The following is a 21655-nucleotide window of genomic DNA, read 5'->3' as shown; positions in this document are numbered from 1 at the left end:
CCAAGCCGTCCCAGCCCTGACCAGCAACGGGACGGCTGGGACGGCTGGGACGGCTACCCCGGGCTACCCCGACCACCTAGCGACGAACCGACCTCCACACCGAGGAAGGACAGCCAACCGTGACCAGCCGACCGAAGCGCACCACCCCCACCGGCAACCTGCTCACCCTCGCCGAAGTCCTGGACGAACTCCGCGTACCCCGGTCGACCTTCTTCCGCTGGAAGGCCACCGGCCGCGCTCCCCGAACGATCAAGTACCCCAACGGAAGTCTGTACGTCCGCCGCCGCGACCTGGACAACTGGATTGACGACCACGAGGAGGCCGCTTGAGTAGCTACGACGTACGCATTCACGCGATCCTGACCAACAGCCTCGCTGGCAAGAAGAAGTCACACACCGTTCGATGGAGGGTCGCCGGCAAGTCGTTCCGGAACACGTACGCCACCGGGGCGCTTGCCGAGAGTTTCCGCTCAAAGCTGGTCGTTGCCCAGCGCGAGGGAACAGCTTTTGACGAGAAGAGCGGGCTACCGGAGCCAATGGCCCGGGAACTGAACGCCCGCAACTGGTATGACCTCGCTGTCGCGTTCGTGGACATGAAATGGTCTCGTGCTGCCGCTACACAGCGGAAGAGTATTGCTGACGCGCTCACCACGGCCACGCTCGCCCTGCTCGCCACGTCGCGTGGCGTACCGGACGATGCCGAGATCCGCCACGCCCTCTACACATGGACTTTCAACAAGGCGCAGCGCGACCGCGACAACGCCAAACCGCCGGAGCGCATCGCTCCGGTCATTCGCTGGCTCGCCGCGAACACGCTTCCGCTATCGGACGTGGCGAATCCAGCCACTACCCGAAAAGCGCTCGACGCGCTCACGGTTCGGATTGACGGTGGTCCGGCCGCAGCAAACACCGTCGCAAGGAAACGGTCCGTTCTCTACAGCGCACTGAAGTACGCCGTCGAACTTCGCTACCTCGACGCGCATCCGATGGACTTCATCCAGTGGCGAGCACCGAAGAACACCGACCAGGTAGACCGGAAGGTGGTGGTAAATCCCGAACAGGCCCGTTCCCTGCTCTCGGCAGTGCGGAACCGCGATCCGCACTTGGAAGGCTTCTTCGCCTGCATGTACTTCGCCGCCCTCCGCCCCTCCGAGGTGATCCACCTACGCGCCGACGAATGCGAGCTACCCGACGACGGCTGGGGCTGGTTGCACCTCAGCGGATCGACGCAGCAGGTTGGCGAGGATTGGAGCGACAGCGGGACGTCGCTCGAAGACCGCGAACTGAAGCACCGGGCAAAGAAGGCGACCCGCGACGTACCGGCCTGTCCCGAGCTGGTCGGCATCCTGCGGCACCACCTACGGGCGCACTGCCGGAGCGCCAACGGCCGGATGTTCAACGCCGCTGGCGCACGAGTGGCCCCAGTGTCGAAGAGCACCTACCTGCGCGCCTGGCGACAAGCCCGAGAGTCGGCGTTGACGCCCTCGCAACAGCGGTCACCGCTGGCGCACCGACCATACGACCTGCGGCATGCTGCCGTGTCGCTCTGGCTCAACGCCGGGGTACCCGCTACCCAGGTCGCCCAGTGGGCCGGGCACAGCGTGCACGTCCTGTTGAAGGTCTACGCCTCGTGCATCGATGGACAGGACGAGGCAGCCCGGAAGCGGATTGAAGGGGCGTTGGGCACTGAGGAAGCCGAGTAACGCCGACACGTATACGACACGACCAGCGAGACACGTTGGCCACCAGCGGTACGAAGTGAGACTGATTCACGAACGGTGAAACGCCCCCTGACCGGCATGCGCGCTGGTCAGGGGGCGTTTCTGCTGTCCAGGGAGCGGAGGGTGTGGGATTCGAACCCACGAAGACATCGCTGCCTTACCGGTTTTCAAGACCAGCGCCATCGGCCACTAGGCGAACCCTCCCGGACCGCCACCCAGAGGTGCACGGCTGTACCTAGTCTGCCACGAATCGCGTCCGGACGAGCCGGCCCATCACCGTCCGGCGCGCGGTACCGTGCCGGAATCGGGTTGTTCATCCTCGGCGTGACCAGCATGACCTCACCCGGTCGGTCCACTGTGGCCAAAATTCCGGCCGTCCTGGGCGAGCCGTGGCCCGGCCGGGGCGACAGGTGGTGGATATTGCCGGCCGAAGGTGGTCAGGTTGGCGGATATCGTCGGCCGGGCGTGGTGGGGGAACCGGATCGGGTAAGACTGGGCCATGCATGCGATCACGATCCCGGAACCCGGTGGACCCGACGCGCTCGTCTGGGCGGAGGTGCCCGATCCCGAGCCCGGCGCGGGTGAGGTGGTGGTCGAGGTGGCCGCCAGCGCGGTCAACCGGGCCGACCTGCTCCAGCGGCAGGGGCACTATCCGCCGCCGCCGGGCGCGCCCGCGTACCCCGGGCTGGAGTGTTCGGGGGTGATCGGCGCGGTCGGCGCGGGGGTGACCGGGTGGGCGGTGGGTCAGCCGGTCTGCGCGCTGCTGGCCGGCGGCGGGTACGCCGAGCGGGTGGTCGTGCCGGCCGGGCAGCTGCTGCCGGTGCCGGCCGGGGTCGATCCGGTCGACGCCGCCGCGCTGCCCGAGGTGGCCTGCACGGTCTGGTCGAACCTGGTCCGGGTGGCCCACCTCGGCGCGGGCGAGACGCTGCTGGTGCACGGCGGCGGCAGCGGCATCGGCACGTTCGCCGTGCAGTTCGGCGCGGCGCTGGGCGCGACGGTGGTGGCGACCGCCCGGTCGGCCAAGCACGACCGGCTGCGTGAGCTGGGGGCCGCGCACACCGTCGACTACCGGGAGCAGGATTTCGTCGAGGAGGTCCGGCGGGTCACCGACGGGCGGGGTGCGGACGTCATCCTCGACATCATGGGTGCGTCCTACCTGGCCCGGAACGTGGCGGCGCTGGCCGACGGCGGCCGGCTGGTGGTGATCGGCATGCAGGGCGGCCGGACGGCGGAGCTGGACCTGGGCGCGCTGCTGGCGAAGCGGGCCTCGGTGGCGGCCACCGCCCTGCGGTCCCGCCCGCTGGCCGACAAGGCGGACATCGTCCGGGGCGTCCGGGAGCAGGTGTGGCCGCTGGTGGAGGCGGGCGCGGTCCGGCCGATCGTGGACCGGCGGCTGCCGATGCGCGACGCCGCGCAGGCGCACCGGCTGGTCGAGTCGAGCGACCACGTGGGCAAGGTGCTGCTCACCACCGGGTGACGGCCCGGCCGGACCACGAGGTGGTGCCGGTGGCGCTGCCGGGCCGGGGGAGTTCAGCACGGGGCGGGCGGGTCCTCCCGGTGGGGCAGCACCAGGCGGCGGGCGCCGGGGCCCTCGCCGGCGAGGGTGTCGTCCGGGTTGTAGAGGGTGCAGCGTTGCAACGACAGGCAGCCGCAACCGATGCAGCCGTCCAGGTCGTCGCGGAGCTTGCCGAGCAGCCTGATCCGTTCGTCCAGCCGTTCCCGCCAGGTGCGGGACAGGGCGGCCCAGTCGTCGGGGCTGGGCGCGCGGGACGAGGGCAGCGAGTCCAGCGCGGCACGGATCTCCTCCAGAGAGATGCCGACCTGCTGGGAGATCCGGACGAACGCCACCCGGCGCAGCTCGGTGCGGGCGTACCGGCGCTGGTTGCCGCCGGTGCGTTCGGCGTGGATCAGCCCGAGCCGTTCGTAGTAGCGCAGCGCCGACTGGGCCACCCCGCTGCGCGCGGAGAGCTGACCGATGGTGAGTGACTCGTGCATCAATGCCCTTGAGTTGAAGTCAACTTCAGGTTGCACGCTAGCGACATGACCACACCGACCGCAACCCGCCCACCCGGCCGCGCCCTCCCCGGCCCGGTCGTCGCACCGCTGGAGCGCCTCCGCGCCGGTCGCCACTACGACGCCAACGTGTACTCCACCGTCGACGTGCACTGGACGCTCTACGACCGGGTCCTGCGGGTCACCCCGGCCACCGTCGACGACCCCGACCGGGACCGCTTCCTGCTCTCCAAGGGGCACGCCGTGGCCGGCTACTACGCGGTGCTCGCCGCCAAGGGGTTCATCCCCGCCGACTGGCTCGACGACGAGGGCGGACCGGACAGCCGGCTCGGCGGCCACCCCGACCGGACCCTGGTCCCCGGCGTGGAGATCGGCTCCGGCTCACTCGGTCACGGGCTCGGGCTGGGCGTCGGCACCGCACTCGGCCTGCGCGCCCAGGGGCGTACCACCCCCCGGGTGTACGTCCTGCTCGGCGACGCCGAACTGGACGAGGGCTCCAACCACGAGGCGATCGCGTACGCCGGGGCGACCGGACTGGCCGGGCTCACCGCGATCGTGGTCGACAACGCGTCGGCCAGTCACGGCTGGCCGGGCGGGGTGGCCAGCCGGTTCACCGTCAACGGCTGGACCGCCGCCACCGTCGACGGGCACGACCACGACGCCCTGCACGCCGCCCTCACCGGCCACGACGGCCACCGCCCGCACGCCGTCGTCGCCGTCGACACGCCCGCCCACCCGGCGGACCGGCCGGACGGGTCGGCGGCCGGCGACGTGACGACCCCGGGGAGCCGGTCATGACCATGCGGGACGCCTTCGTCGCCAGCGCCACCCGGTTCCTCGACGACCCCCGGACCACGATCGTGCTGGCCGACATCTCCGCCGACGCCTTCGCCACGGCAGCCCGCCGGTATCCGGACCAGGTCGTCAACGTGGGCATCCGGGAACAGTTGATGATCGGGGTGGCCGGCGGGCTCGCCCTCACCGGGCAGCGCCCGATCGTGCACAGCTACGCACCGTTCCTCGTCGAGCGGGCGTACGAGCAGATAAAGCTGGACCTCGACCACCAGGGCGTCGGTGCGGTGCTGGTCAGCATCGGCGCGTCGTACGACCGGGCGGAGGCCGGCCGGACCCACCTGGCCCCGGCCGACGTCGCCCTGATCGACACCCTCGACGGCTGGACCGTGCACGTCCCCGGCCACCCTGACGAGGTGCCCGACCTGCTGCGGGACGCGGTCTGCGGACGGCACTCGACCTATCTGCGGCTGTCGACGCGCAGCAACGCGCGGGCGTACCCGCAGGCGGGTGGGTTGCAGGTGGTCCGCGACGCCGGACCGGGCGCGGCGCTGCTGGTGGCGGTCGGTCCGGTCCGCGACGACGCGCTCGCGGCGGTGGCCGACCTGCCGGTGACGGTGGCCTACACGCACCGCCCCCGGCCGTTCGACGTGACCGGGCTCCGGACGCTGGCCGGCGGCGAGGTGATCGTGGTCGAGCCCTATCTGGCCGGCACCTCGACGCGGGTGGTGGCCGAGGCGCTGGCCGACCGGCCGCACCGGCTGCTCAGTCTCGGTGTGGGCCGTGCCGAGCTGCGGCGCTACGGCACCGCCGGGGACCACGACCGCTGGCACGGCCTCGACCCGGCCGGGCTGCGCCGCGCGGTCGTCGACTTCCTGACCTCCGGCGACCGGACGCCGGCCGTATCGGCGCGGTGACCGGGCCGACAGCGGCAGCCGGCCTGGCGGTTACGGGCGGGGGTGGCGGCAGACCCGGTGGTCACGGCCGACGGCCGCAGCCGGCCCGGTGGCCACGGGCGGGTACGGGGGTCGGGGCGGGCACGCGGGCGGGACGGCGGCGGGGCCGGGCTCAGCGGGGTGCGCGGGCGGGACGGCGGCGGGTACGTTCCCGGCCGAGGATCCAGATCGCCTCGACACCGTCCTTCCAGGTGATCTTCTTGCCCTCCTCGCGACCGCGCGCCCGGTAGCTGATCGGCACCTCGTACGGGCGGATCCGCCGGCGCAGCAGCTTGCCGGTCACCTCCGCCTCCATCCCGAAGCCCCGGGACCGGATGCCCAGTGACCGGTACAGCTCGACCGGCATCAGCTTGAAACAGGTCTCCAGGTCGCCGATGTAGGAGTTGAACAGCACGTTCGCCGCCATCGTGACGCCCTTGTTGCCCATCACGTACCAGAAGCTGTAGGCGCTGTGGCTGCCGAAGGTGCGGTTGCCGTAGACCACCGTGGCCCGCCCGTCGAGCACCGGGGCGAGCAGCCGGGGGATGTCCTGCGGGTCGTACTCCAGGTCGGCGTCGAGGATGACCATGTACTCACCCTCGGCGCTGTCCACGGCCGTCTTGATGGCCGCGCCCTTGCCCGCGTTGCGGGGGTGGGTGATCACCCGCAGCCGCGCGTCGTCCGCCCGGCCGAGGATCTCCCCGGTGCCGTCCCGGCTGCCGTCGTCCACCACGACCAGCTCGATCTCGCACGGGTAATCGACCGCCAATGCCTGCTTGAGGGCATCCGCGATGCGTTCTTCCTCGTTGTAGACCGGCATGAGGATCGAGAGCTTCACGGGAATCTCCACGGTGGCGACAGTGAGTCGGGGCCTAGCCTAGCCTGGCAGGTCAGCCGTGTGAGGGTCGCCACCGTGCCGGCCGGGGCCGGTCGTTCGTCCCGACCGCGCCGGCCGACGCCGGCCGTTCGTCCCCACCGCGCGGCCGACGTCCGGTCGTCGGCCGCCACGCACCGGCCGGCAGCCGGTCGTCGGTCCCGATGGTGTTTACTTCCGCCCATGTCGGCAGCCGGCTGGATGCTCGTGGCGGCCCCCGTCGCCGCGCTCGTGACGCTCACCGCCCTCCTGCGGCCCCGGGCCGCCGCAGCGGTCGCCCCGAACCGCCTCGGCGTGCTCCGGGCCGCCCTGCTGACCGGCGTCTTCGCCGTGCTGACCGTGGAGCTGCTCGGCGCGGTCGGCGCGCTCACCCTGCCCGCCCTCGCCCTGGCCTGGCTGGTCTTCCTGGTCGGCATCGCGGTGCCGGCCGGCCGCCGACGCGGCCGGGCGGCGGTCCGGGCCGGGACCACGGTCGCCGAGGACCGCCGGGCGGTGCTGGTCGGCGCGGCCGTGGGCGGCCCGGCGGCGGGCGGCGCGCCCGGGACCGCCCCCGGGCGGCCCACCGCGCACCCGGCCGCCGTCCGGGGTGGCGTCGCGGCGATGCTGTCCGGCTGGTCGGACCGGCTGACCCGGCTCTGGCGTACGGGCACCCGGGGCGAGCGGCTGCTCGCCGGCACGGTGGGCGGGGTGGTGCTGGTCGAGCTGGTGGTGGCGCTGCTCGCCGAGCCGAACAACTTCGACTCGCAGACGTACCACCTGCCGAAGGTGGAGCACTGGGTGGCCCAGGGCAGCCTCGACTTCTGGCCCACCGCCATCCACCGGCAGGTGACCATCCCGCCCGGCGCCGAGTACCTGCTGCTGCACCTGCGCCTGTTCACCGGCGGGGACGCGCTGCACAACCTGGTGCAGTGGGCCGCCGGGATCGGCTGCCTGCTGGCGGCCACCCGGATCACCGCCCAGCTCGGCGGGGGACGACGGGCCCAACTGCTCACCGCGTTCCTGGTCGCCACCACGCCGATGGTGGCCCTCCAGGCGACCAGCACCCAGACCGACCTGGTGGCCGCCGCCTGGACCGCCTGCGCCGCCACCCTGGCGTTGGACGGCCTGCGCCGGCGGGCTGGCCTGGGCGACGCGCTGGCGCTGGGCGCGGCCACCGGGCTGACCGCGCTGACCAAGACCAGCGGGCTGCTCGCCGTCGGGCCGCTGCTGCTGCTCTGGGGCCTGGCCCAGCTCCGCCTCGCCACCCGCCCCACCGGGGCCGACCGACCGGCCGGGATCGACCGCCCCACCGGGATCGACCGCCCCACCGGGGCCGACCGGCCGGCCGGGGGTGGCCCTGCCGGGACGGCGCCGACCAGGGCGGTCCGGCAGGTGGCCCGGACGGTGGGCGGCTCGCTGCTGGTGCTGCTGGTCGCGGCGACGGTGGTGGGGCCGTTCCTGGCCCGGGAGACCGCCGAGTTCGGCCACCCGTTGGGGCCGCCCCGGCTGCGGGAGTCCATCCCGATGGAACGGCACGATCCGGCTTCCGTCCTGGTCAACGCGCTGCGGATCGGGCACACCGCGTTCGACACCCCGCTCGCCCCGCTGCGCGCCGGCACCGCCGAGGCGATCATGGCCGGCTCCCGGACGGTCGGCGTGGACCCGCAGGACCGGGCCATCACCTTCGGCCGGGAGGTCTTCCCGGTGCCGTCCTGGTATCCCGACGAGGACCGGGTGGCCTTCCCGCTGGCCGGGGCGCTGGCGCTGCTCGGGGCGGTCGTCGCGCTGGTCCGGCCCCGGCGGGTCAGCCCCGGTCGACCGGGGGCGCTGCGGGCGTACGCGGCCGTGGTGGTGTGCGCGGTGCTGCTGCACACCGCGATGATCAAATGGCAGCCGTGGGGGAACCGGCTGCTGCTCTACGCGCTGGTGCTGGCCGTACCGCTGGCCGGGCTCTGGGTGGACGCGGTGCTGCGGCGGCGGGCCGGGGCGGGCCGCCGGTCGGTGGCCGCCGGGCTGGTGGTGACCGTGCTCGCCACCTCCGCGCTGGCCGGCGTGCTGGCCCTGTCGTACGGCTTCCCGCGCCGGCTGGTCGGTGCCGGCTCGGTCTTCACCACCACCGAGTGGGACACCCGGTTCCTGCGCCGGCCGCAGTGGGCCGACGAGTTCCGCTGGGCCGCCTCGGCGGTGCGGGCCAGCGACGCCCGGCGGATCGGCCTGGTGCAGCAGAACGACAACTGGGAGTACCCCTGGTGGTTGCTGCTGCGCGACGACGACGGCCGGTCGCCCGAGCTGGTGGCGTTGCAGTCGGTGCTGCCGGACCGGCCGCCGGCCGACCCCGCCTCGGTCGACGCGATCGTCTGCACCGGCCCCCGGACGGAGTGCGTCCGGCTGGTCCCGCCGGGGTGGACGGTCGAGTACCGGGACCACGTCGGCTACGCGCTGCCCCCGGCCCGCTGAGCCACGGGGAACACACGTCGGGGCCGGCGCGGTGGTCCACGCCGACCCCGACCGGCCCCCCACGGTCACTTCTGCTTGATCGGCACCACGATCAGCCGGGCGACGCTGGCGTCCCCGTCCTTGGCCCCGGCCACGTTGACCTTGGTGCCCACCTTGACGTCGCTGGCCTTGATGGTGGTGCGCCGCTCGACCACCCGGAGCTGGTCGCCCAGCTTCCAGGTCAGCGAGAAGCCGTCGGTGGACTTCACGGTCACCGAGCCGCCGTCGACCGCGGTCACCTCGCCGCGCTGCACGACGACGGTCTTCGTGCCGCCGTCCCTGGTCTGCACCACCGCCTCACCGTGCAGGCCGTTGCGGCCCAGCTGCACCCGGGCCTGCCGGCGCTGCCGCAGCTCCTGCGCCCGCTCACCGCGCTTGCCCTTGGCCCCGGCCTGCGGGGACGGGGTGGTCGACGCGGCGGGCGCGGCGAGCAGGTCCAACTCGACCGGGTCGAGGCCCAGCGCGGCCAGCGCCTGCCCCTCGACGCCCAGCGCGGCGGCCACGTCGACCGCGGTGGCCTTCGTGCCGTCCGCCGCGACCTGGGCCGCCCCGCAGCCGGCCACGCCGAGCGCGAGCGCCGCGAGCAGCGACGTGGCGGTGACGGCGATTCCCCGATGTGCCATGACTCTCCCTCTCGTCGGTGACGCCACCAGCGTCGCCGAGCGGGATGGGCGCCGGGTCAGGCCCGTGTTCGGGTCAGGTAAGGATCGGCGGGCAGCCGGACGGTGAACGCCGCCCCGCCCTCGGCAGCGTGCCCGGCGACGATCTGCCCGCCGAGTCGACGGACCAGCCCGGCGGCCAGCGCCAGCCCCACCCCGCTGCCCACCTTCCGTACCCCCTGGTACCGCTGGTGCAGCGCGCCCCGCTCGAAGGCCACCGCCAGGTCGTCGTCGGTGAGGCCGGGTCCGCCGTCGCGGACCTCGACCAGCCCACCGGCGGCCGGGCCGGCACCGGCCGAGCGGACCGCGAGCACCACCGGCGCCCCCGGGGGTACGACCCGTAGCGCGTTCTCCAGCAGCCCGTCCACCACCTGCCGGATCCGTCCCGGATCGGTGTACGCGGGCACCGCCGTGCCCGGCGTCTCCAGCCGGAACGGCACCCCGAGCGCCGCGCACCGCTCCGACCAGGTCCGCTCGGCGTCGGCGGCCAACCGGGCGAGGTCCACCGGCACCGGTTCCAGCGGAAAGTCCACCGCCTCCAGCCGGGCCAGCGCCAACAGGTCAGCGACCAGCCGGTCCAGGTGCCGGGCCTCGGTGAGCATGGTCCGGCCGGTGGCTCGGGTCTGGTCCGCGTCGATCACCCCGTCGGCGAGCGCCTCGGCCCACCCCCGGATCGCGGTCAACGGGGTACGCAGCTCGTGCGAGACGGAGAGCAGGAACTCCCGCTGCCGGCCCTCGCTGGTGGCCAGCGCGGCGGCCAGCCCGTTCAGCGCGTACGCCAGGTCGGCGACCTCGTCGGGGGGCTCGACGGGCACCCGGACCGCCCGGTCACCGGCGCGCAGTCGGGCGGCGGCGGTGGCGGCGTGCCGGATCGGCCGGGCCAGCCGGCGGGCGAGCAGCAGTCCGGCCACCACCCCGGCGGTGAGCCCGGCGAGCAGCGGCAGCCAGAGGGTGCGCAGCACCTGCCGCCACGGACCCTGCGGGGTGGCCCGGGTCAGCACCACGCCCTCCCCGCCGGGCAGCGCCCGCCCCTCGACCAGGGTCCGCTGGCCGTTGACCAGCCGTCGGCCGGACACGTCCCGGCCGGCGGAGATCCGGTTCACCACCTGCCGGGGCAGGCCGGGGCGGTCGGCCAGCCCGCCCTGGACGACGTACACCTCGATCTGTTGTTCGCGGAGCTGGCGGATCAGCCGGTCACCGGCCGCGTCGCGCTGTCGGCTGGGGCGTACCCGGAGCACGTCGGCGGCGAGGCGGGCCTGCGCGGCCAGCGCGGCCTGGTCACGGCGCTCCACCCCGCGTACCGCCAGGGGGACGGCGACCAGCGCGGTGACCAGCACCGACACCAGCGCCACCGCGCAGGTGACCAGGACCGCGCGGGCGGTGAGCGTGTGGGTGATCCGGCGGCGGGGCCGCCCGGCGGCCGGTCGGGTGGTGGCCGGTCCCGCAGTGATGGCCGGTCCCGCAGTGATGGCCGGTCCGGCGGTGGTGGCCGGCGGCGTGCCGGGTGGGGGCGGCGCGGTGGCGGGTGGGCGCGCGGCGGCGGGGTCAGCCATCGGCGGCGTACCCGACGCCCCGGTGGGTCCGGATCACGCTGGCCGGGCCGAGTTTGGCCCGGACCTGGGCGACGTGCACGTCCACGGTACGGGTGCCGGCGTGCGCCGCGTACCCCCAGACCGCGGCCAGCAGCTCCTCCCGGGTGAAGACCCGGCCGGGGCGGGCCATCAGGTGCGCGAGCAGGTCGAACTCGGTGGAGGTGAGCTGGACGGCGGCCCCGTCCGCGAGCACCGTACGGCGGGCCGGGTCGAGGGTGACCGGGCCGACCGAGCGCGGCCGGTCCACCCCCTGCGGGATCCCGGCGGTGCGCCGCAGCACCGCCCGGACCCGGGCGACCAGCTCCCGGGGGCTGAACGGCTTGGTGACGTAGTCGTCGGCACCCAGCTCCAGGCCGACGATCCGGTCGACCTCGTCGTCGCGGGCGGTGAGGAAGATGACCGGGGTCCAGTCGCCGGCCTCGCGCAGCCGGCGGCAGAGTTCGGTGCCGGCGAGGCCCGGCAGGCTGATGTCGAGGACACAGGTCACCGGGCGCAGCCGGCGGGCGGCGGCCAACCCGGCCGTGCCGTCCCGTTCCAGGTGTACGCCGAACCCGTCCCGGCTCAGGTAGAGCCGGACCAGGTCGGCGATGGCCGGTTCGTCCTCCACCACGAGGACGAGCCCGCGCGGCACGGCGGCGTCGACGGTCACCGGCCCATGATGACCGACCCGGAACCGGCTGAAACGTCCGGCGGTGTTCGGGTCAGGTAAGGATGCGGTCAGCGGGCCGGCAGCGGGCGCAGCAGGGGGGCCGGCCCGGTGGCCGGGGTGTCGCCGATGGTGGCGACCACCCGCTCCTCGGGCCCGCGCAGCCGGGTCCGGAAGGCGTGGTGCAGCAGCGTGTCGAGCTGCCACACCTGCTTCGGGTGCTGGGTGCGGATGACGAACCGCTCGCGTGCGCCGTCGATCGCGGTGGCGGCCAGCTCGACGGCCTGCGCCCGGGGGTCGGGGCTCCAGGTGACGTTGCTCAGCTCGCGCAGCTCGGTGTTCAGGTGCAGGCGCAGCCGGTGCAGCACCCGGGTCTGCTGGGTGACCACCAGCCGGCGGTGGGTGAGCAGGAGGAGGTACTCGCCGTCGACCGGCCGGTCGGGGCGGGCGCACCGGGCGACCAGGACGGTGGCGTCACCCGAGCCGACGCACTGGCGGAACACCGGCATGTGTCGACTCACCGTCTGGACGGCCAGCCCGGTGTCGGCGGCGGCCGGGAGGAAGGTGCGCGAGAAGACGTCCATACCCCGCCAACGAGCCGTGACCAGGGGTGATATGGGTCACTGTCGACTTTTGGATGTTCCACCCCTCCGGGTCGCACCAGCGGTGTGTCGTCCCGGCGGGTCGGGTGGGGAGCAGGGGTGGTGGCGGGCAGGGACGGTTGCGGGCGGTGGCGGTCAGACGGACGGTGGGGCGGTGGCGGTCAGACGGGCGGTGGCGGGCGGTGGGGTGGTGGGGCGGTCAGACGGGCATCGGCGCGAAGAGTTCGCCGAGCCAGCCCGGCACCGCGCTGACGTACTCGGCACGGCTCGGATCGGTGGTGTCCAGCGCCCGCCGCCAGGACAGCGCGCGACTCACCGTGGTCACCCGCACCGCCAGGCCGGCGATCTCCCGCAGGGCCGCCCGGTCGTGCCGGTCGGTCCACGGCTCCAGATAGGCGTCGCGGAGCCGGAGCAGCACCGGATCACCCTCGGCCAGCGCGAAGGTGTGTGCCACCGAGCGCAGCGTCACCAGCAGCGTGCCGAACGGGTGGGCCACCGAGGCGTCGCCCCAGTCGAAGAAGCGGTAGCCGTCGGCCGCGCCGAACACGTTCCCGTCGTGCAGGTCGTCGTGCTGCACGCTGGCCGGGATGCCGCTGTCGGCGAGCCGCCGGCAGTCCTCGGCGAAGCGCGGCAGGTACGCCCGCAGCCGTTCGTGGGTCGCCGCGTCCATCCCGTCCCCGGCGTCCTGCCCGTCTCCGGTGGGTGGGCCGTCCCCGGGGTCGAGGAGCAGAGCGGCGCGGTCGTCGAGGAGGCCGGCGAGCAGGCCCGGCAGCGCCGCCGGCCGGTGGTCGGGCACCCCGAGCGCGACGAGTGCGTCCGCCCCCGGGGCCACCGCCCGTTGGAGGCCGGCGTACGTGGCCAGCACGTCGACCCACCGGGCGGGGTCGGGTTCGGCCAGCTCCCGTAGGGACGGGCCACCGTCTGGCAGCAGCGACCAGCCCCGCCGGGTGTCCACGGCCACCGGGTCGAGCACCCGGCCGGGAGCCCGCCGGGCCAGCTCGGCCAGGAGCACCGTCTCGTACGCCGTGCCGGGGTTGTTCGCCTTGAACCAGTACGGCCCGGCGTCGGTGGGCACCCGCCAGACCAGCGACCAGGGGCGCAGTCGGGGCTGGACCGGGCCGGTGACCCGCCGGCCGAGCCGGCCGAGCTGCCCGGTCACCCAGTCGAGCGCGGCGGACCGCCACTGCGGATCCGCCCAGCCGGTGGCCTCGGAGGTGGTCGTCACGCAGCGGAGGGTAGATCATCCGCCTGGCCGGGCACCCGCCATTTTCCACCCGCCCCGGCCGACCCGTTCGTCGCCGGGCGGCTAGACCAGCTCCAGGATGGTGGCGTTGGCCATGCCGCCGCCCTCGCACATGGTCTGCAGGCCGTACCGGATGTCGTTGTCCCGCATGTGCTGGAGCATCGTCGTCATGATCCGGACGCCGGACGCGCCGAGCGGGTGGCCGAGCGCGATCGCGCCGCCGCGCGGGTTGAGGCGTTCCGGGTCGGCCTCGGTCTCGGCCAGCCAGGCCAGCGGCACCGGGGCGAACGCCTCGTTCACCTCGTACACGCCGATCTCCTCGATGCCCAGGCCGGCGCGGCGCAGCGCCTTCGCGGTGGCCGGGATGGGGGCGGTGAGCATGGTGACCGGGTCGTCGGCGGCGACCACGGCGGTGTGCACCCGGGCGAGCGGGCGCAGGCCGTGCCGCCCGGCCCACTCGGCGGTGGTCACCGCGAGCGCGGCGGCTCCGTCGGAGATCTGCGACGCGGAGCCGGCGGTGACGACCCCGTCCGTGCGGAACGGGGTCTTCAGCTCGCCCAGCTTCGCCAGCGAGGTGTCCCGCCGGATGCCCTCGTCGGCGGCGACCGTGCCGCCGTCGGGCAGCGGCACCGGGGCCAGCTCGGGGTCGAACGCCCCGGCGTCCTGCGCGGCGGCGGCCTTCTCGTGGCTGGCCAGTGCGAACTCGTCGAGCTGGGCGCGGGACAGGCGCCAGCGGGCGGCGATCAGCTCGGCGCCGACCCCCTGGTTGAACGGGAGCGGCTGGTCGTCGGCGAAGCCCTCGACGCCCCGGTAGCGCTCGCGGAGCTGTGCGCTGAACGGCGTTCCGTCGCCGACGCTGGCGCCCATCGGCACCCGGGTCATCGACTCGACGCCACCGGCCACCACCAGGTCGGCCTGGCCGGAGAGGACGGTCGCGGCGGCGAAGTGCAGGGCCTGCTGGCTGGAGCCGCACTGCCGGTCGAGGGTGGTGCCGGGCACCGTCTCGGGCCAGCCGGCGGCGAGCACCCCGTTGCGGGCGACGTTCCAGGACTGCTCGCCGACCTGGGACACGCAGCCCCAGATCACGTCGTCGACCTGGCCGGGGTCGATGCCGGTACGGTCGGCGAGGGCGCGCAGCACGTGCGCCGACAGGTCGACCGGGTGGATGCCGGCGAGGCCGCCCTTGCGCCGGCCGACCGGGGTGCGTACCGCACCGACTATGACTGCGTCACTCATGGCTACTCTCCGGTAACGTCGGCTGGCTCGATACTACCGGGGGCCCGGCCCCACCCCGTGCCCCCGGCCGGGTCGTCACGCCGCGGGCCGTCCAGGCCGGTCGGCGGGGTGGTGCGGGCGCGGCTGGCATGCTGGGGTGGTGCATCCACCATCGTCTCCGGCCCGTCAGTGGCGGGTGTCCCCGGCGCTCCCGGCGGCGAAACTGGCCGCCGCCCTCGGGCTGGTCGCCCTCGGTCTGCTGCTCGCCGCCGGTGACCCGGTCCAGTGGGCGCTGGCCCTCGCCGCCGCCGTGGGCCTGGTCGGCTGGGCGGTACGCGACCTGCTCGCCCCGGTCCGGCTCGCGGTCGACGCCGCCGGGATCACCGTCGTCCGGGGGTACGCCGGGCGGCGGCACCTGCCGTGGGACGTGGTGGAGGCGATCACCGTGGACCGGCGGACCCGGTTCGGGCTGTCCGGAGAGACGTTGGAGATCGACGCGGGGGAGACCCTGCACCTGCTCGGTCGGGCCGACCTGGGCACGTCGCCGACCGAGGTGGCCGAGTCGCTACTTGCCGCCCGCCCCTGACCCACCGACCCGTCCCCGGCTTGCCACTGCCCGACCGACCCGGCCCTGACCTGCCGATCCGACCGGCGGTCAGCCGAGCAGCAGCACGGTGCGGACGATCACCAGGCCGAGCAGCGCGGCCAGGATCACCGCCGTGCCGGCCGCCTGGAACACCGAGCGCCGCATCCGGGGGGCGTACGCCAGCACCAGCGCCATCAGCGCCCCGACGACGAGCCCGCCGACGTGGCCCGGGATGGAGATGCCCGGCACGGTGAAGGTGAAGATCAGGTTGATCACCAGGATCGGCAGGATCGCCGAGGTGTCCCGGCCGAGCCGGCGCATCAGCACGAAGACCGCCGCGAACAACCCGAAGATCGCCGTCGAGGCCCCGGCCGAGGCGGTGTTGGGGCTGCTGAACAGGTACGCCGCCACGTTGCCGCCGAGCCCGGCCACCAGATAGAGGGTGAGGAAGCGCAGCGGCCCGAGCAGGGCCTCCAGCTCCCGCCCCAGCACCCACAGCGCCCACATGTTGAGCAGCAGGTGCACCACGCCGTAGTGCAGGAACATCGCGGTGACCAGCCGGTACCACTCGCCGGAGGCGACCCCGTGCGCCTCGCCGAACGGCACGTACGACGCGTAGCTGAGCACCGAACCCCACTGGGTCAGCGGGGTGCCGCCACCGAGCAGGCCGCCGAAGCCGGACCCGCCGATCATCGAGTCGCCGCCCCGGTCGCTGAGCACCGAGACGATCATCACCAGCACGTTCAGCGCGATCAGCGTGCGGGTGACCAGGCCGCGACGGCCGGCGGTACCGCCACCGAAGGCGGTACGCGCCGGCCGTACGCTGCGGCGTCCCTCGTCGACGCACTCCGGGCACTGGTGGCCGACGGGCGCGTCCCGCATGCAGTCCGGACAGATCGGCCGGTCGCAGCGGGAGCACCTGAGGTACGTCTCCCGGTCGGCGTGCCGGTAGCAGACCGGGCTGGTCGGCACCGGCGCACCGGTGGCGTCGCCGGCCGGCCCGGAGCGTTCAGTCATGCGTGCAAAGGTACCTCGCGGGTGCGGTCAGGCCCCGGTGCGCTCGATCTCGACCCGCTCGATCACCACGTCCTGCAGCGGTCGGTCGCTCGGACCGGTCGGGGTGTTCGCGATCGAGTCCACCACCTTCGCGGACTGCTCGTCGGCCACCTGGCCGAAGATGGTGTGCCGGTTGTTCAGGTGCGGGGTCGGCCCGACGGTGATGAAGAACTGCGAGCCGTTGGTGCCCGGCCCGGCGTTCGCCATGGCCAGCAGGTACGGCCGGTCGAAGCGCAGCTCGGGGTGGAACTCGTCGGCGAACGTGTAACCCGGCCCACCCCGGCCGGTGCCGGTCGGGTCGCCCATCTGGACCATGAAACCGCTGATCACCCGGTGCGAGATGGTGCCGTCGTAGTACGGCCCGTTGCCCGGCTGGCCGGTGCGGGGGTCGGTGTACTCCTTGTTGCCCTCGGCCAGGTCGACGAAGTTACGAACCGTCTTCGGAGCGTGATTGCCGAAGAGCTCCAGCCGGATCGGGCCAGCGTTGGTGTGCAAGGTGGCGTAGATAGCCTCGGCCACGGGTACTCCTCACTCGTTGGTCAGTTCCATGCGGATCCTCCCATGTGCCCCATCTGGCAGTGCGGAGGCATCCGGTGGTGGAGGATGACGAAGGAACAACTCCCAGGAGGTGGGACCGTGTTGGGAATCGGGCGGCGCAAGACCCGGGGGCAGCTCGCGAAGGTGGAGTTGCACCAGGGCATCGGTCATCTGAGGCAGGCCGCCACGCACGCGGCGAAGGGCGCCGGGGCCACGGTCGGCCCGCGGGTCCAGGCGGCCCGGGAGGCTGTCGCGCCGGCCGCGGTCGTGGCACGGGACCGGGCCTCCAGCGGCCTCGCGTCGACGGTCGCGGCCCTGGCGCCGGTGGCCCTGGCGGTGCGCAACGCCCAGGCCGAGGCCGCCGACCGGGCGGTGGCCGGCAGGAAGATCGCCGCCGCCAAGCAGGCCGCGGTGAGCAAGAAGATCAAGGCGAAGAGCCCGAAGGCGCAGAAGCGCAAGCGCAGGTCGCGGGGCATGCTCGCCGGCCTGCTGGTCGCCGGCTCGGTGGCCGGGGTGGCCGGTGCGATGGCCCTGCGGCGGCGGCGTGAGCAGCAGGAATGGGCCGAGTACGACCCGACCCACGGCATCGACACCACCCCGGGCGCCCGCAACGTCGGCGCGGCGGCCACCCCGGGTGCCACCGGGGTCCGCCCCACGACCGGTGTCGAGGCCGCCCGGGACGAGGTCGACGTCCTGGTCGTCCAGACCCCGTCCGCCGGCGGGTCCACCCCCACCGGGTCGGCTGTGCCGGCCACCCCCGCCGGGTCGGCTGCGCCGTCCACCACCGCCACGCCGGCTGCGCCGGCCACCGGCGTCGGCAGCTCCGCGGTGGCCGCCGACACGTCGACCGGCAAGCCGGTGGTCCACCCGAACCACCAGGTTCCCTCGGTCGCCGAGGGCGCGACCGACGTGTCCGGTCGACCGGCTGACGACCTCGGCAAGGCGCTCGACGCCGGGCGGTCGGCGAAGTCCGGCACCCGCCGCTGAGCTCCGCGGTCCCGCCGACGGCGCGGAGACGATCCCGGTCGTCCCGCGCCGTCGGCACGTCCGGGTCGGTGGGCGTCCTGACTTAAGTCGCCGCTTATGGGATCGTCCGCCGGGCGTCCGGCTCCTACAGTGCTGACCATGCAGACGCCGACCACCGACCCGGATCCCCTCGCCCCGGAACCGGGTCGCACCTCAGCGGCCGGGCGGGACCGGGCACTGTCCCGGCGGCGGATCCTCTCCGGTGGCGCCGCCGCGCTGGCCGGCGCCGGGGTGGCGCTGACCGGCGAGTTCGGGTATTCCGAGGCCACCGCCGGCAGCAAACTGCCCGTCTACGGCGGCTACGCGGCGACCGTGCACGCCGACCGGCGTACCCCGCCGAAGTCCTCCCGGGTCGACGTGGTGTGGAGCGTGGACACCACCCGACGGCTGATCGCGCTCACCTTCGACGACGGCCCGGCGCCGAACTGGACCCCGCGGGTGCTGTCGATCCTCGCCGAGACGGACACCCCGGCCACCTTCTTCATGGTCGGCCGCCGCGCCCGCGAGTACGGCCGCCTGGTGACCCACCGGCTGGACCGGCACGAGATCGGCAACCACACCTGGGACCACCAGGACCTGGCGAAGATGACCTACGAGCAGGCCTGTGTCGCGATCGGCCGGGCGCACAACGAGCTGACCCGGCTCTGCGGCCGGGAGCCCACCCTGCTCCGCCCGCCCTACGGGCACCTGGCCGGCAGCACCCTGCTGGCCGCCAACGACCTCGGCTACCAGGTGGTCCTCTGGAACCGGCAGATGCTCGAATCCCGGTTCACCCGGAATCCGGACGGCCTGGTCGACTACGTGGTCGACTCCTGCGACCCGGGCACGATCCTGCTCGCCCACGACACCGGGCCGGTGGACCGGCTGGTCGCCATCCGGGGGCTGGCCGCGATGATCAGCGGGCTGCGGCGGCGCGGCTTCGAGTTCGTCACCGTCTCCGAGCTGCTGGCGGCGGCGACCCCGGCCGCCGCCCCGGCGCACTGACCGGGACGACCGTCAGAGCCAGCCGTTACGGCGGAACCACCGGTACAGCGCCAGCGAGATCGCGAGCATCAGCGCGAGCACGCCCGGATAGCCGTACGTCCACTTCAGCTCGGGCATGTTCTCGAAGTTCATGCCGTAGACCCCGGCGAACGCCGTCCAGACCGCCGCGATGGCGGCCCAGGCGGCGATCTTGCGCATGTCGTTGTTCTGGTCGACGGTGACCTGCGCCAGCCGGGCCTGGAGGATCGAGTTGAGCAGGTCGTCGTAGGAGTTGACCTGCTCGACGGTGCGGCTGAGGTGGTCCTGCACGTCGCGGAAGTAGCGCCGGACCTCCTGCGGCACCTCCCGGTTCACCTGGGCGGTCAACGTCAGCAGCGGCCGTTGCAGGGGGATCACCGCCCGCTTGAACTCCACCAGCTCCCGCTTCATCTGGTAGATCCGCTGGATCCGCCCGCTGGTCTGCCGGTCGAAGACGTCGGCCTCCAGCACGTCGAGGTCGTCCTCCAGCTGGTCGGCGACCTCCAGGTAGAGGTCCACGACCCGGTCGGTGATCGCGTACGCCACCGCCCACGGCCCGTGTCGCAGCAGGTCCCGCTTGGCCTCCAGGTCGGCCCGGACCGGCGCCAGCCGGCAGGCGTCCCCGTGCCGGACGCTGATCAGGAAGTTCGGGCCGATGAAGAGCATCACCTGCCCGGTCTCCACCACCTCGGAGGTCTCGGTCAACTCGGTGTGCTCGCAGTACCGGGCGGTACGCAGCACCAGGAAGCTGACCTCGCCGAAGCGCTCCAGCTTGGGCCGCTGCTGCGCCTTCACCGCGTCCTCGACGGCCAGTTCGTGCAGCCCGTACGTCTCGGCGATGGCGGTCATCTCGGCCAGTTCCGGCTCGTGCAGCCCGAGCCAGACGAACGCGTCGCGCTCGTCGCGGGCGGCCGCCAACGCCTCGGCGTACCGCCACTGGCCGGGGCGGCGCTTCCCGTCGACGTAGACGCCGCAGTCGACCACGCCGCTGCGGCCGGGGTCGGCGGGCGCGGGCGTCCGGGGGGAGCCGTCGGCGTTGAGGATGCGCGACATCGCCCGGACCGGGGACACCCAGGCGCGGGGATTGAGCACCCGGCCGCCGTGGAGTGTCGCCGACCGTTCCCGTTCCGCCCGGTCCGTCATGGCGTTCCCCCTCCCCGGTGTGGTGCTGCGGCTTGCAGGCTACGCCGCCACCGCACCGGCGGCCCTCCGACGATCGGCGGCTCCGGGTACGGCGGCCCGGCCACCGGAATGCGCGACCAGGGGCTGGCGCCGGGCGGGTCGGGCCGCGTTCAGGGGGTGAGGGGGCGACCCGACCCACCCGGCGCCGTCGGGGGGCGGGGGTGAAGCTGCGGTGTCGTCGACGTGTGGGCGCGACCGGGCCAGGTCAGCGGCCGAACGTGAGCGACGCTCGCAGCATTGTGGGTCGCCGGGCCGGTCAGGGCGAGCCCCTGACCGGCCGATGGCGTACTTCTGTCGGGAATCCGACAGATAATCAGCCGCGTACCGCGGCCACCGCGTCCGCCAGCCGGCGGACGCCCTCGTCGATCCGGTCCGCGGTCACCGCGGAGAAGGCCAACCGCAACGCGTGCCGCCCGCCGTCGACCATGAAGTCGCTGCCCTTGACCACGGCCACGCCGCGCTCGGCGGCGGCCGGCGCCAACCGGTCGACGTCCACGTCGTCCGGGAACTCCACCCAGAGGAAGTAACCGCCGTCCGGTTCGACGAAGGTGACCTCGGGCAGGTGCCGGCGCAGCGACTCGGCCAGCACCCCGGCCCGCTCGCCCAGCGCCGAGGAGACCGTGGCGATCGACCGCTGGATGTCACCGGAGACGCAGAACTGGTGCACGATCGCCTGGGAGACCATGCCCGGCGAGATGTAGAGGCTGGTCGCCGTCTTGGCGATGTCCGCGATCAGGCTCGCCGGCCCGACCAGGTAGCCGACCCGGACCCCCGGGCAGACGGTCTTGGTGAAGCTGGACGCGTGCACCACCACCCCACGGGTGTCCATCGACAGCATCGACGGCAGCGGCTCACCCCGGAACCGGATGTCGGCGTACGGGTCGTCCTCGAAGATGGTGAAGCCGTACTCGGCCGCGAGGTCGAGCAGCTCCCGCCGCTTGTCCAGGGAGAGGGTCACCCCGGCCGGGTTCTGGTAGTTCGGGATCACGTGGGCCAGCCGGGGGCGTACCCCCGACTCCAGCAGCTTGCGCAGCTCGGCGGTGTCCAGCCCGTCCGGCTCGATGCCGACGCCGTGGATCTCGCCGCCCATCCGCTGGAGGTTGAGCAGGGTCCGGTCGTACGTGGGCCGCTCCACCACCACGGCGTCGCCGCGCCGGACCAGGTGGTCGAAGAGGAACGCGTCGGCCTGGAGCGAGCCGTTGGTGACCAGCACCTGGTCCGCCTCGACGCCGTGCTTCTCCGCGATCCACTTCCGCAGGGGCGGGTAGCCGACGGAGGTCCCGTACGCGGTGACCCCGGCGGGGTCGGCGTCGAAGGCACGGACGGCGGCGGCCTTGAGCCCCTCGACATCCACGATGTCCAGCGAGGGGGCGCCACGGGCGAACGAGATCAGCTGCTCGGCGGTCATGCCCACGAGCCTAGGACCTGGTCGGGCCGCTCCGGCCGGGATACACGCCGAGTTCAACATGCGGGCACACCGTCGGCAGAGGCATGCCCCGG

The 21655-nt window shown here is 73.8% G+C and carries 21 protein-coding genes and 1 tRNA gene; 9 read left to right on the top strand and 13 right to left on the bottom strand.

What is annotated here, in order from left to right:
* Positions 1–119 precede the first annotated feature (119 nt).
* Together O7625_RS06065 and O7625_RS06060 are read left to right on the top strand one after the other, a co-directional pair.
* The gene (locus tag O7625_RS06065; protein WP_282344959.1) at positions 120–329 is read left to right on the top strand and encodes a helix-turn-helix domain-containing protein; all 210 of its coding nucleotides are present in this window, start codon (positions 120–122) and stop codon (positions 327–329) included.
* A complete protein-coding gene (locus tag O7625_RS06060) occupies positions 326–1702 on the top strand; it encodes a tyrosine-type recombinase/integrase (protein ID WP_282344958.1) in 1377 nt (458 codons plus the stop codon). The genes O7625_RS06065 and O7625_RS06060 overlap by 4 nt, the downstream gene beginning before the upstream one ends.
* 135 nt (positions 1703–1837) lie before the next feature.
* On the opposite strand, the gene O7625_RS06055 is transcribed toward O7625_RS06060, so the two are convergent.
* Positions 1838–1924 (bottom strand) — tRNA-Ser (locus O7625_RS06055).
* Between the two features lie 295 nt (positions 1925–2219).
* Between O7625_RS06055 and O7625_RS06050 the strand changes: the two genes are divergently transcribed.
* The gene (locus O7625_RS06050; protein ID WP_282344957.1) at positions 2220–3197 is read left to right on the top strand and encodes an NAD(P)H-quinone oxidoreductase; all 978 of its coding nucleotides are present in this window, start codon (positions 2220–2222) and stop codon (positions 3195–3197) included.
* Positions 3198–3250: 53 nt separating this feature from the next.
* On the opposite strand, the gene soxR is transcribed toward O7625_RS06050, so the two are convergent.
* Positions 3251–3715, bottom strand: a complete 465-nt coding sequence (gene soxR / locus O7625_RS06045) for a redox-sensitive transcriptional activator SoxR (RefSeq protein WP_282344955.1) — start codon at positions 3713–3715, stop codon at positions 3251–3253.
* A 45-nt stretch (positions 3716–3760) separates the two neighbouring features.
* Between soxR and O7625_RS06040 the strand changes: the two genes are divergently transcribed.
* Together O7625_RS06040 and O7625_RS06035 are read left to right on the top strand one after the other, a co-directional pair.
* On the top strand, positions 3761–4531 hold the full coding sequence (locus O7625_RS06040) for a transketolase (protein WP_282344953.1): 771 nt from the start codon (positions 3761–3763) through the stop codon (positions 4529–4531).
* 2 nt (positions 4532–4533) lie between these two features.
* Positions 4534–5442, top strand: a complete 909-nt coding sequence (locus O7625_RS06035; RefSeq protein ID WP_282346816.1) for a transketolase — start codon at positions 4534–4536, stop codon at positions 5440–5442.
* Positions 5443–5593: 151 nt separating this feature from the next.
* Here O7625_RS06035 and O7625_RS06030 read toward each other — a convergent pair whose 3' ends face one another.
* A complete protein-coding gene (locus O7625_RS06030; RefSeq protein ID WP_282344951.1) occupies positions 5594–6298 on the bottom strand; it encodes a glycosyltransferase family 2 protein in 705 nt (234 codons plus the stop codon).
* 219 nt (positions 6299–6517) lie between these two features.
* On the opposite strand from O7625_RS06030, the gene O7625_RS06025 reads away from it, so the two are divergent.
* Positions 6518–8770 carry a phospholipid carrier-dependent glycosyltransferase gene (locus tag O7625_RS06025; RefSeq protein WP_282344949.1) on the top strand — a complete coding sequence of 751 codons (2253 nt, stop codon included), beginning with the start codon at positions 6518–6520 and terminating at the stop codon, positions 8768–8770.
* Positions 8771–8835: 65 nt separating this feature from the next.
* Here O7625_RS06025 and O7625_RS06020 read toward each other — a convergent pair whose 3' ends face one another.
* From O7625_RS06020 to O7625_RS05995, 6 genes are all read right to left on the bottom strand, one after another.
* Complete coding sequence (locus tag O7625_RS06020) at positions 8836–9432, bottom strand: hypothetical protein (protein ID WP_282344947.1); 597 nt, start codon at positions 9430–9432, stop codon at positions 8836–8838.
* Between the two features lie 56 nt (positions 9433–9488).
* Entirely contained in the window at positions 9489–11021 is a 1533-nt protein-coding gene (locus tag O7625_RS06015; RefSeq protein WP_282344945.1) for a HAMP domain-containing sensor histidine kinase, read from the bottom strand.
* Entirely contained in the window at positions 11014–11709 is a 696-nt protein-coding gene (locus O7625_RS06010; protein WP_282344941.1) for a response regulator transcription factor, read from the bottom strand. The genes O7625_RS06015 and O7625_RS06010 overlap by 8 nt, the downstream gene beginning before the upstream one ends.
* A 68-nt stretch (positions 11710–11777) precedes the next feature.
* Positions 11778–12290, bottom strand: a complete 513-nt coding sequence (locus O7625_RS06005) for a hypothetical protein (protein ID WP_282344939.1) — start codon at positions 12288–12290, stop codon at positions 11778–11780.
* Between the two features lie 217 nt (positions 12291–12507).
* Complete coding sequence (locus O7625_RS06000) at positions 12508–13533, bottom strand: phosphotransferase (RefSeq protein ID WP_282344937.1); 1026 nt, start codon at positions 13531–13533, stop codon at positions 12508–12510.
* 81 nt (positions 13534–13614) lie between these two features.
* Complete coding sequence (locus O7625_RS05995) at positions 13615–14787, bottom strand: acetyl-CoA C-acyltransferase (RefSeq protein WP_282344935.1); 1173 nt, start codon at positions 14785–14787, stop codon at positions 13615–13617.
* A 139-nt stretch (positions 14788–14926) separates the two neighbouring features.
* On the opposite strand from O7625_RS05995, the gene O7625_RS05990 reads away from it, so the two are divergent.
* On the top strand, positions 14927–15352 hold the full coding sequence (locus O7625_RS05990) for a PH domain-containing protein (RefSeq protein WP_282344933.1): 426 nt from the start codon (positions 14927–14929) through the stop codon (positions 15350–15352).
* A gap of 69 nt (positions 15353–15421) precedes the next feature.
* On the opposite strand, the gene O7625_RS05985 is transcribed toward O7625_RS05990, so the two are convergent.
* Positions 15422–16369: a rhomboid family intramembrane serine protease gene (locus O7625_RS05985; protein ID WP_282344931.1), complete on the bottom strand. Its 948-nt coding sequence runs from the start codon at positions 16367–16369 to the stop codon at positions 15422–15424.
* A 27-nt stretch (positions 16370–16396) separates the two neighbouring features.
* Positions 16397–16927, bottom strand: a complete 531-nt coding sequence (locus O7625_RS05980) for a peptidylprolyl isomerase (protein WP_067309172.1) — start codon at positions 16925–16927, stop codon at positions 16397–16399.
* Between the two features lie 84 nt (positions 16928–17011).
* On the opposite strand from O7625_RS05980, the gene O7625_RS05975 reads away from it, so the two are divergent.
* Together O7625_RS05975 and O7625_RS05970 are read left to right on the top strand one after the other, a co-directional pair.
* The gene (locus O7625_RS05975; RefSeq protein ID WP_282344929.1) at positions 17012–17932 is read left to right on the top strand and encodes a hypothetical protein; all 921 of its coding nucleotides are present in this window, start codon (positions 17012–17014) and stop codon (positions 17930–17932) included.
* Between the two features lie 138 nt (positions 17933–18070).
* A complete protein-coding gene (locus O7625_RS05970) occupies positions 18071–18955 on the top strand; it encodes a polysaccharide deacetylase family protein (RefSeq protein ID WP_282344928.1) in 885 nt (294 codons plus the stop codon).
* A gap of 12 nt (positions 18956–18967) precedes the next feature.
* Here O7625_RS05970 and corA read toward each other — a convergent pair whose 3' ends face one another.
* On the bottom strand, positions 18968–20116 hold the full coding sequence (gene corA, locus O7625_RS05965; RefSeq protein WP_067309168.1) for a magnesium/cobalt transporter CorA: 1149 nt from the start codon (positions 20114–20116) through the stop codon (positions 18968–18970).
* Positions 20117–20468: 352 nt separating this feature from the next.
* Positions 20469–21563 carry a PLP-dependent aminotransferase family protein gene (locus O7625_RS05960; RefSeq protein WP_282344927.1) on the bottom strand — a complete coding sequence of 365 codons (1095 nt, stop codon included), beginning with the start codon at positions 21561–21563 and terminating at the stop codon, positions 20469–20471.
* Positions 21564–21655: the final 92 nt, after the last annotated feature.

Origin of the sequence: Micromonospora sp. WMMD714, assembly GCF_029581315.1 — a bacterium.
Classification (GTDB): domain Bacteria; phylum Actinomycetota; class Actinomycetes; order Mycobacteriales; family Micromonosporaceae; genus Micromonospora; species Micromonospora rifamycinica.
This window is presented reverse-complemented; position numbering and strand designations above follow the sequence as displayed.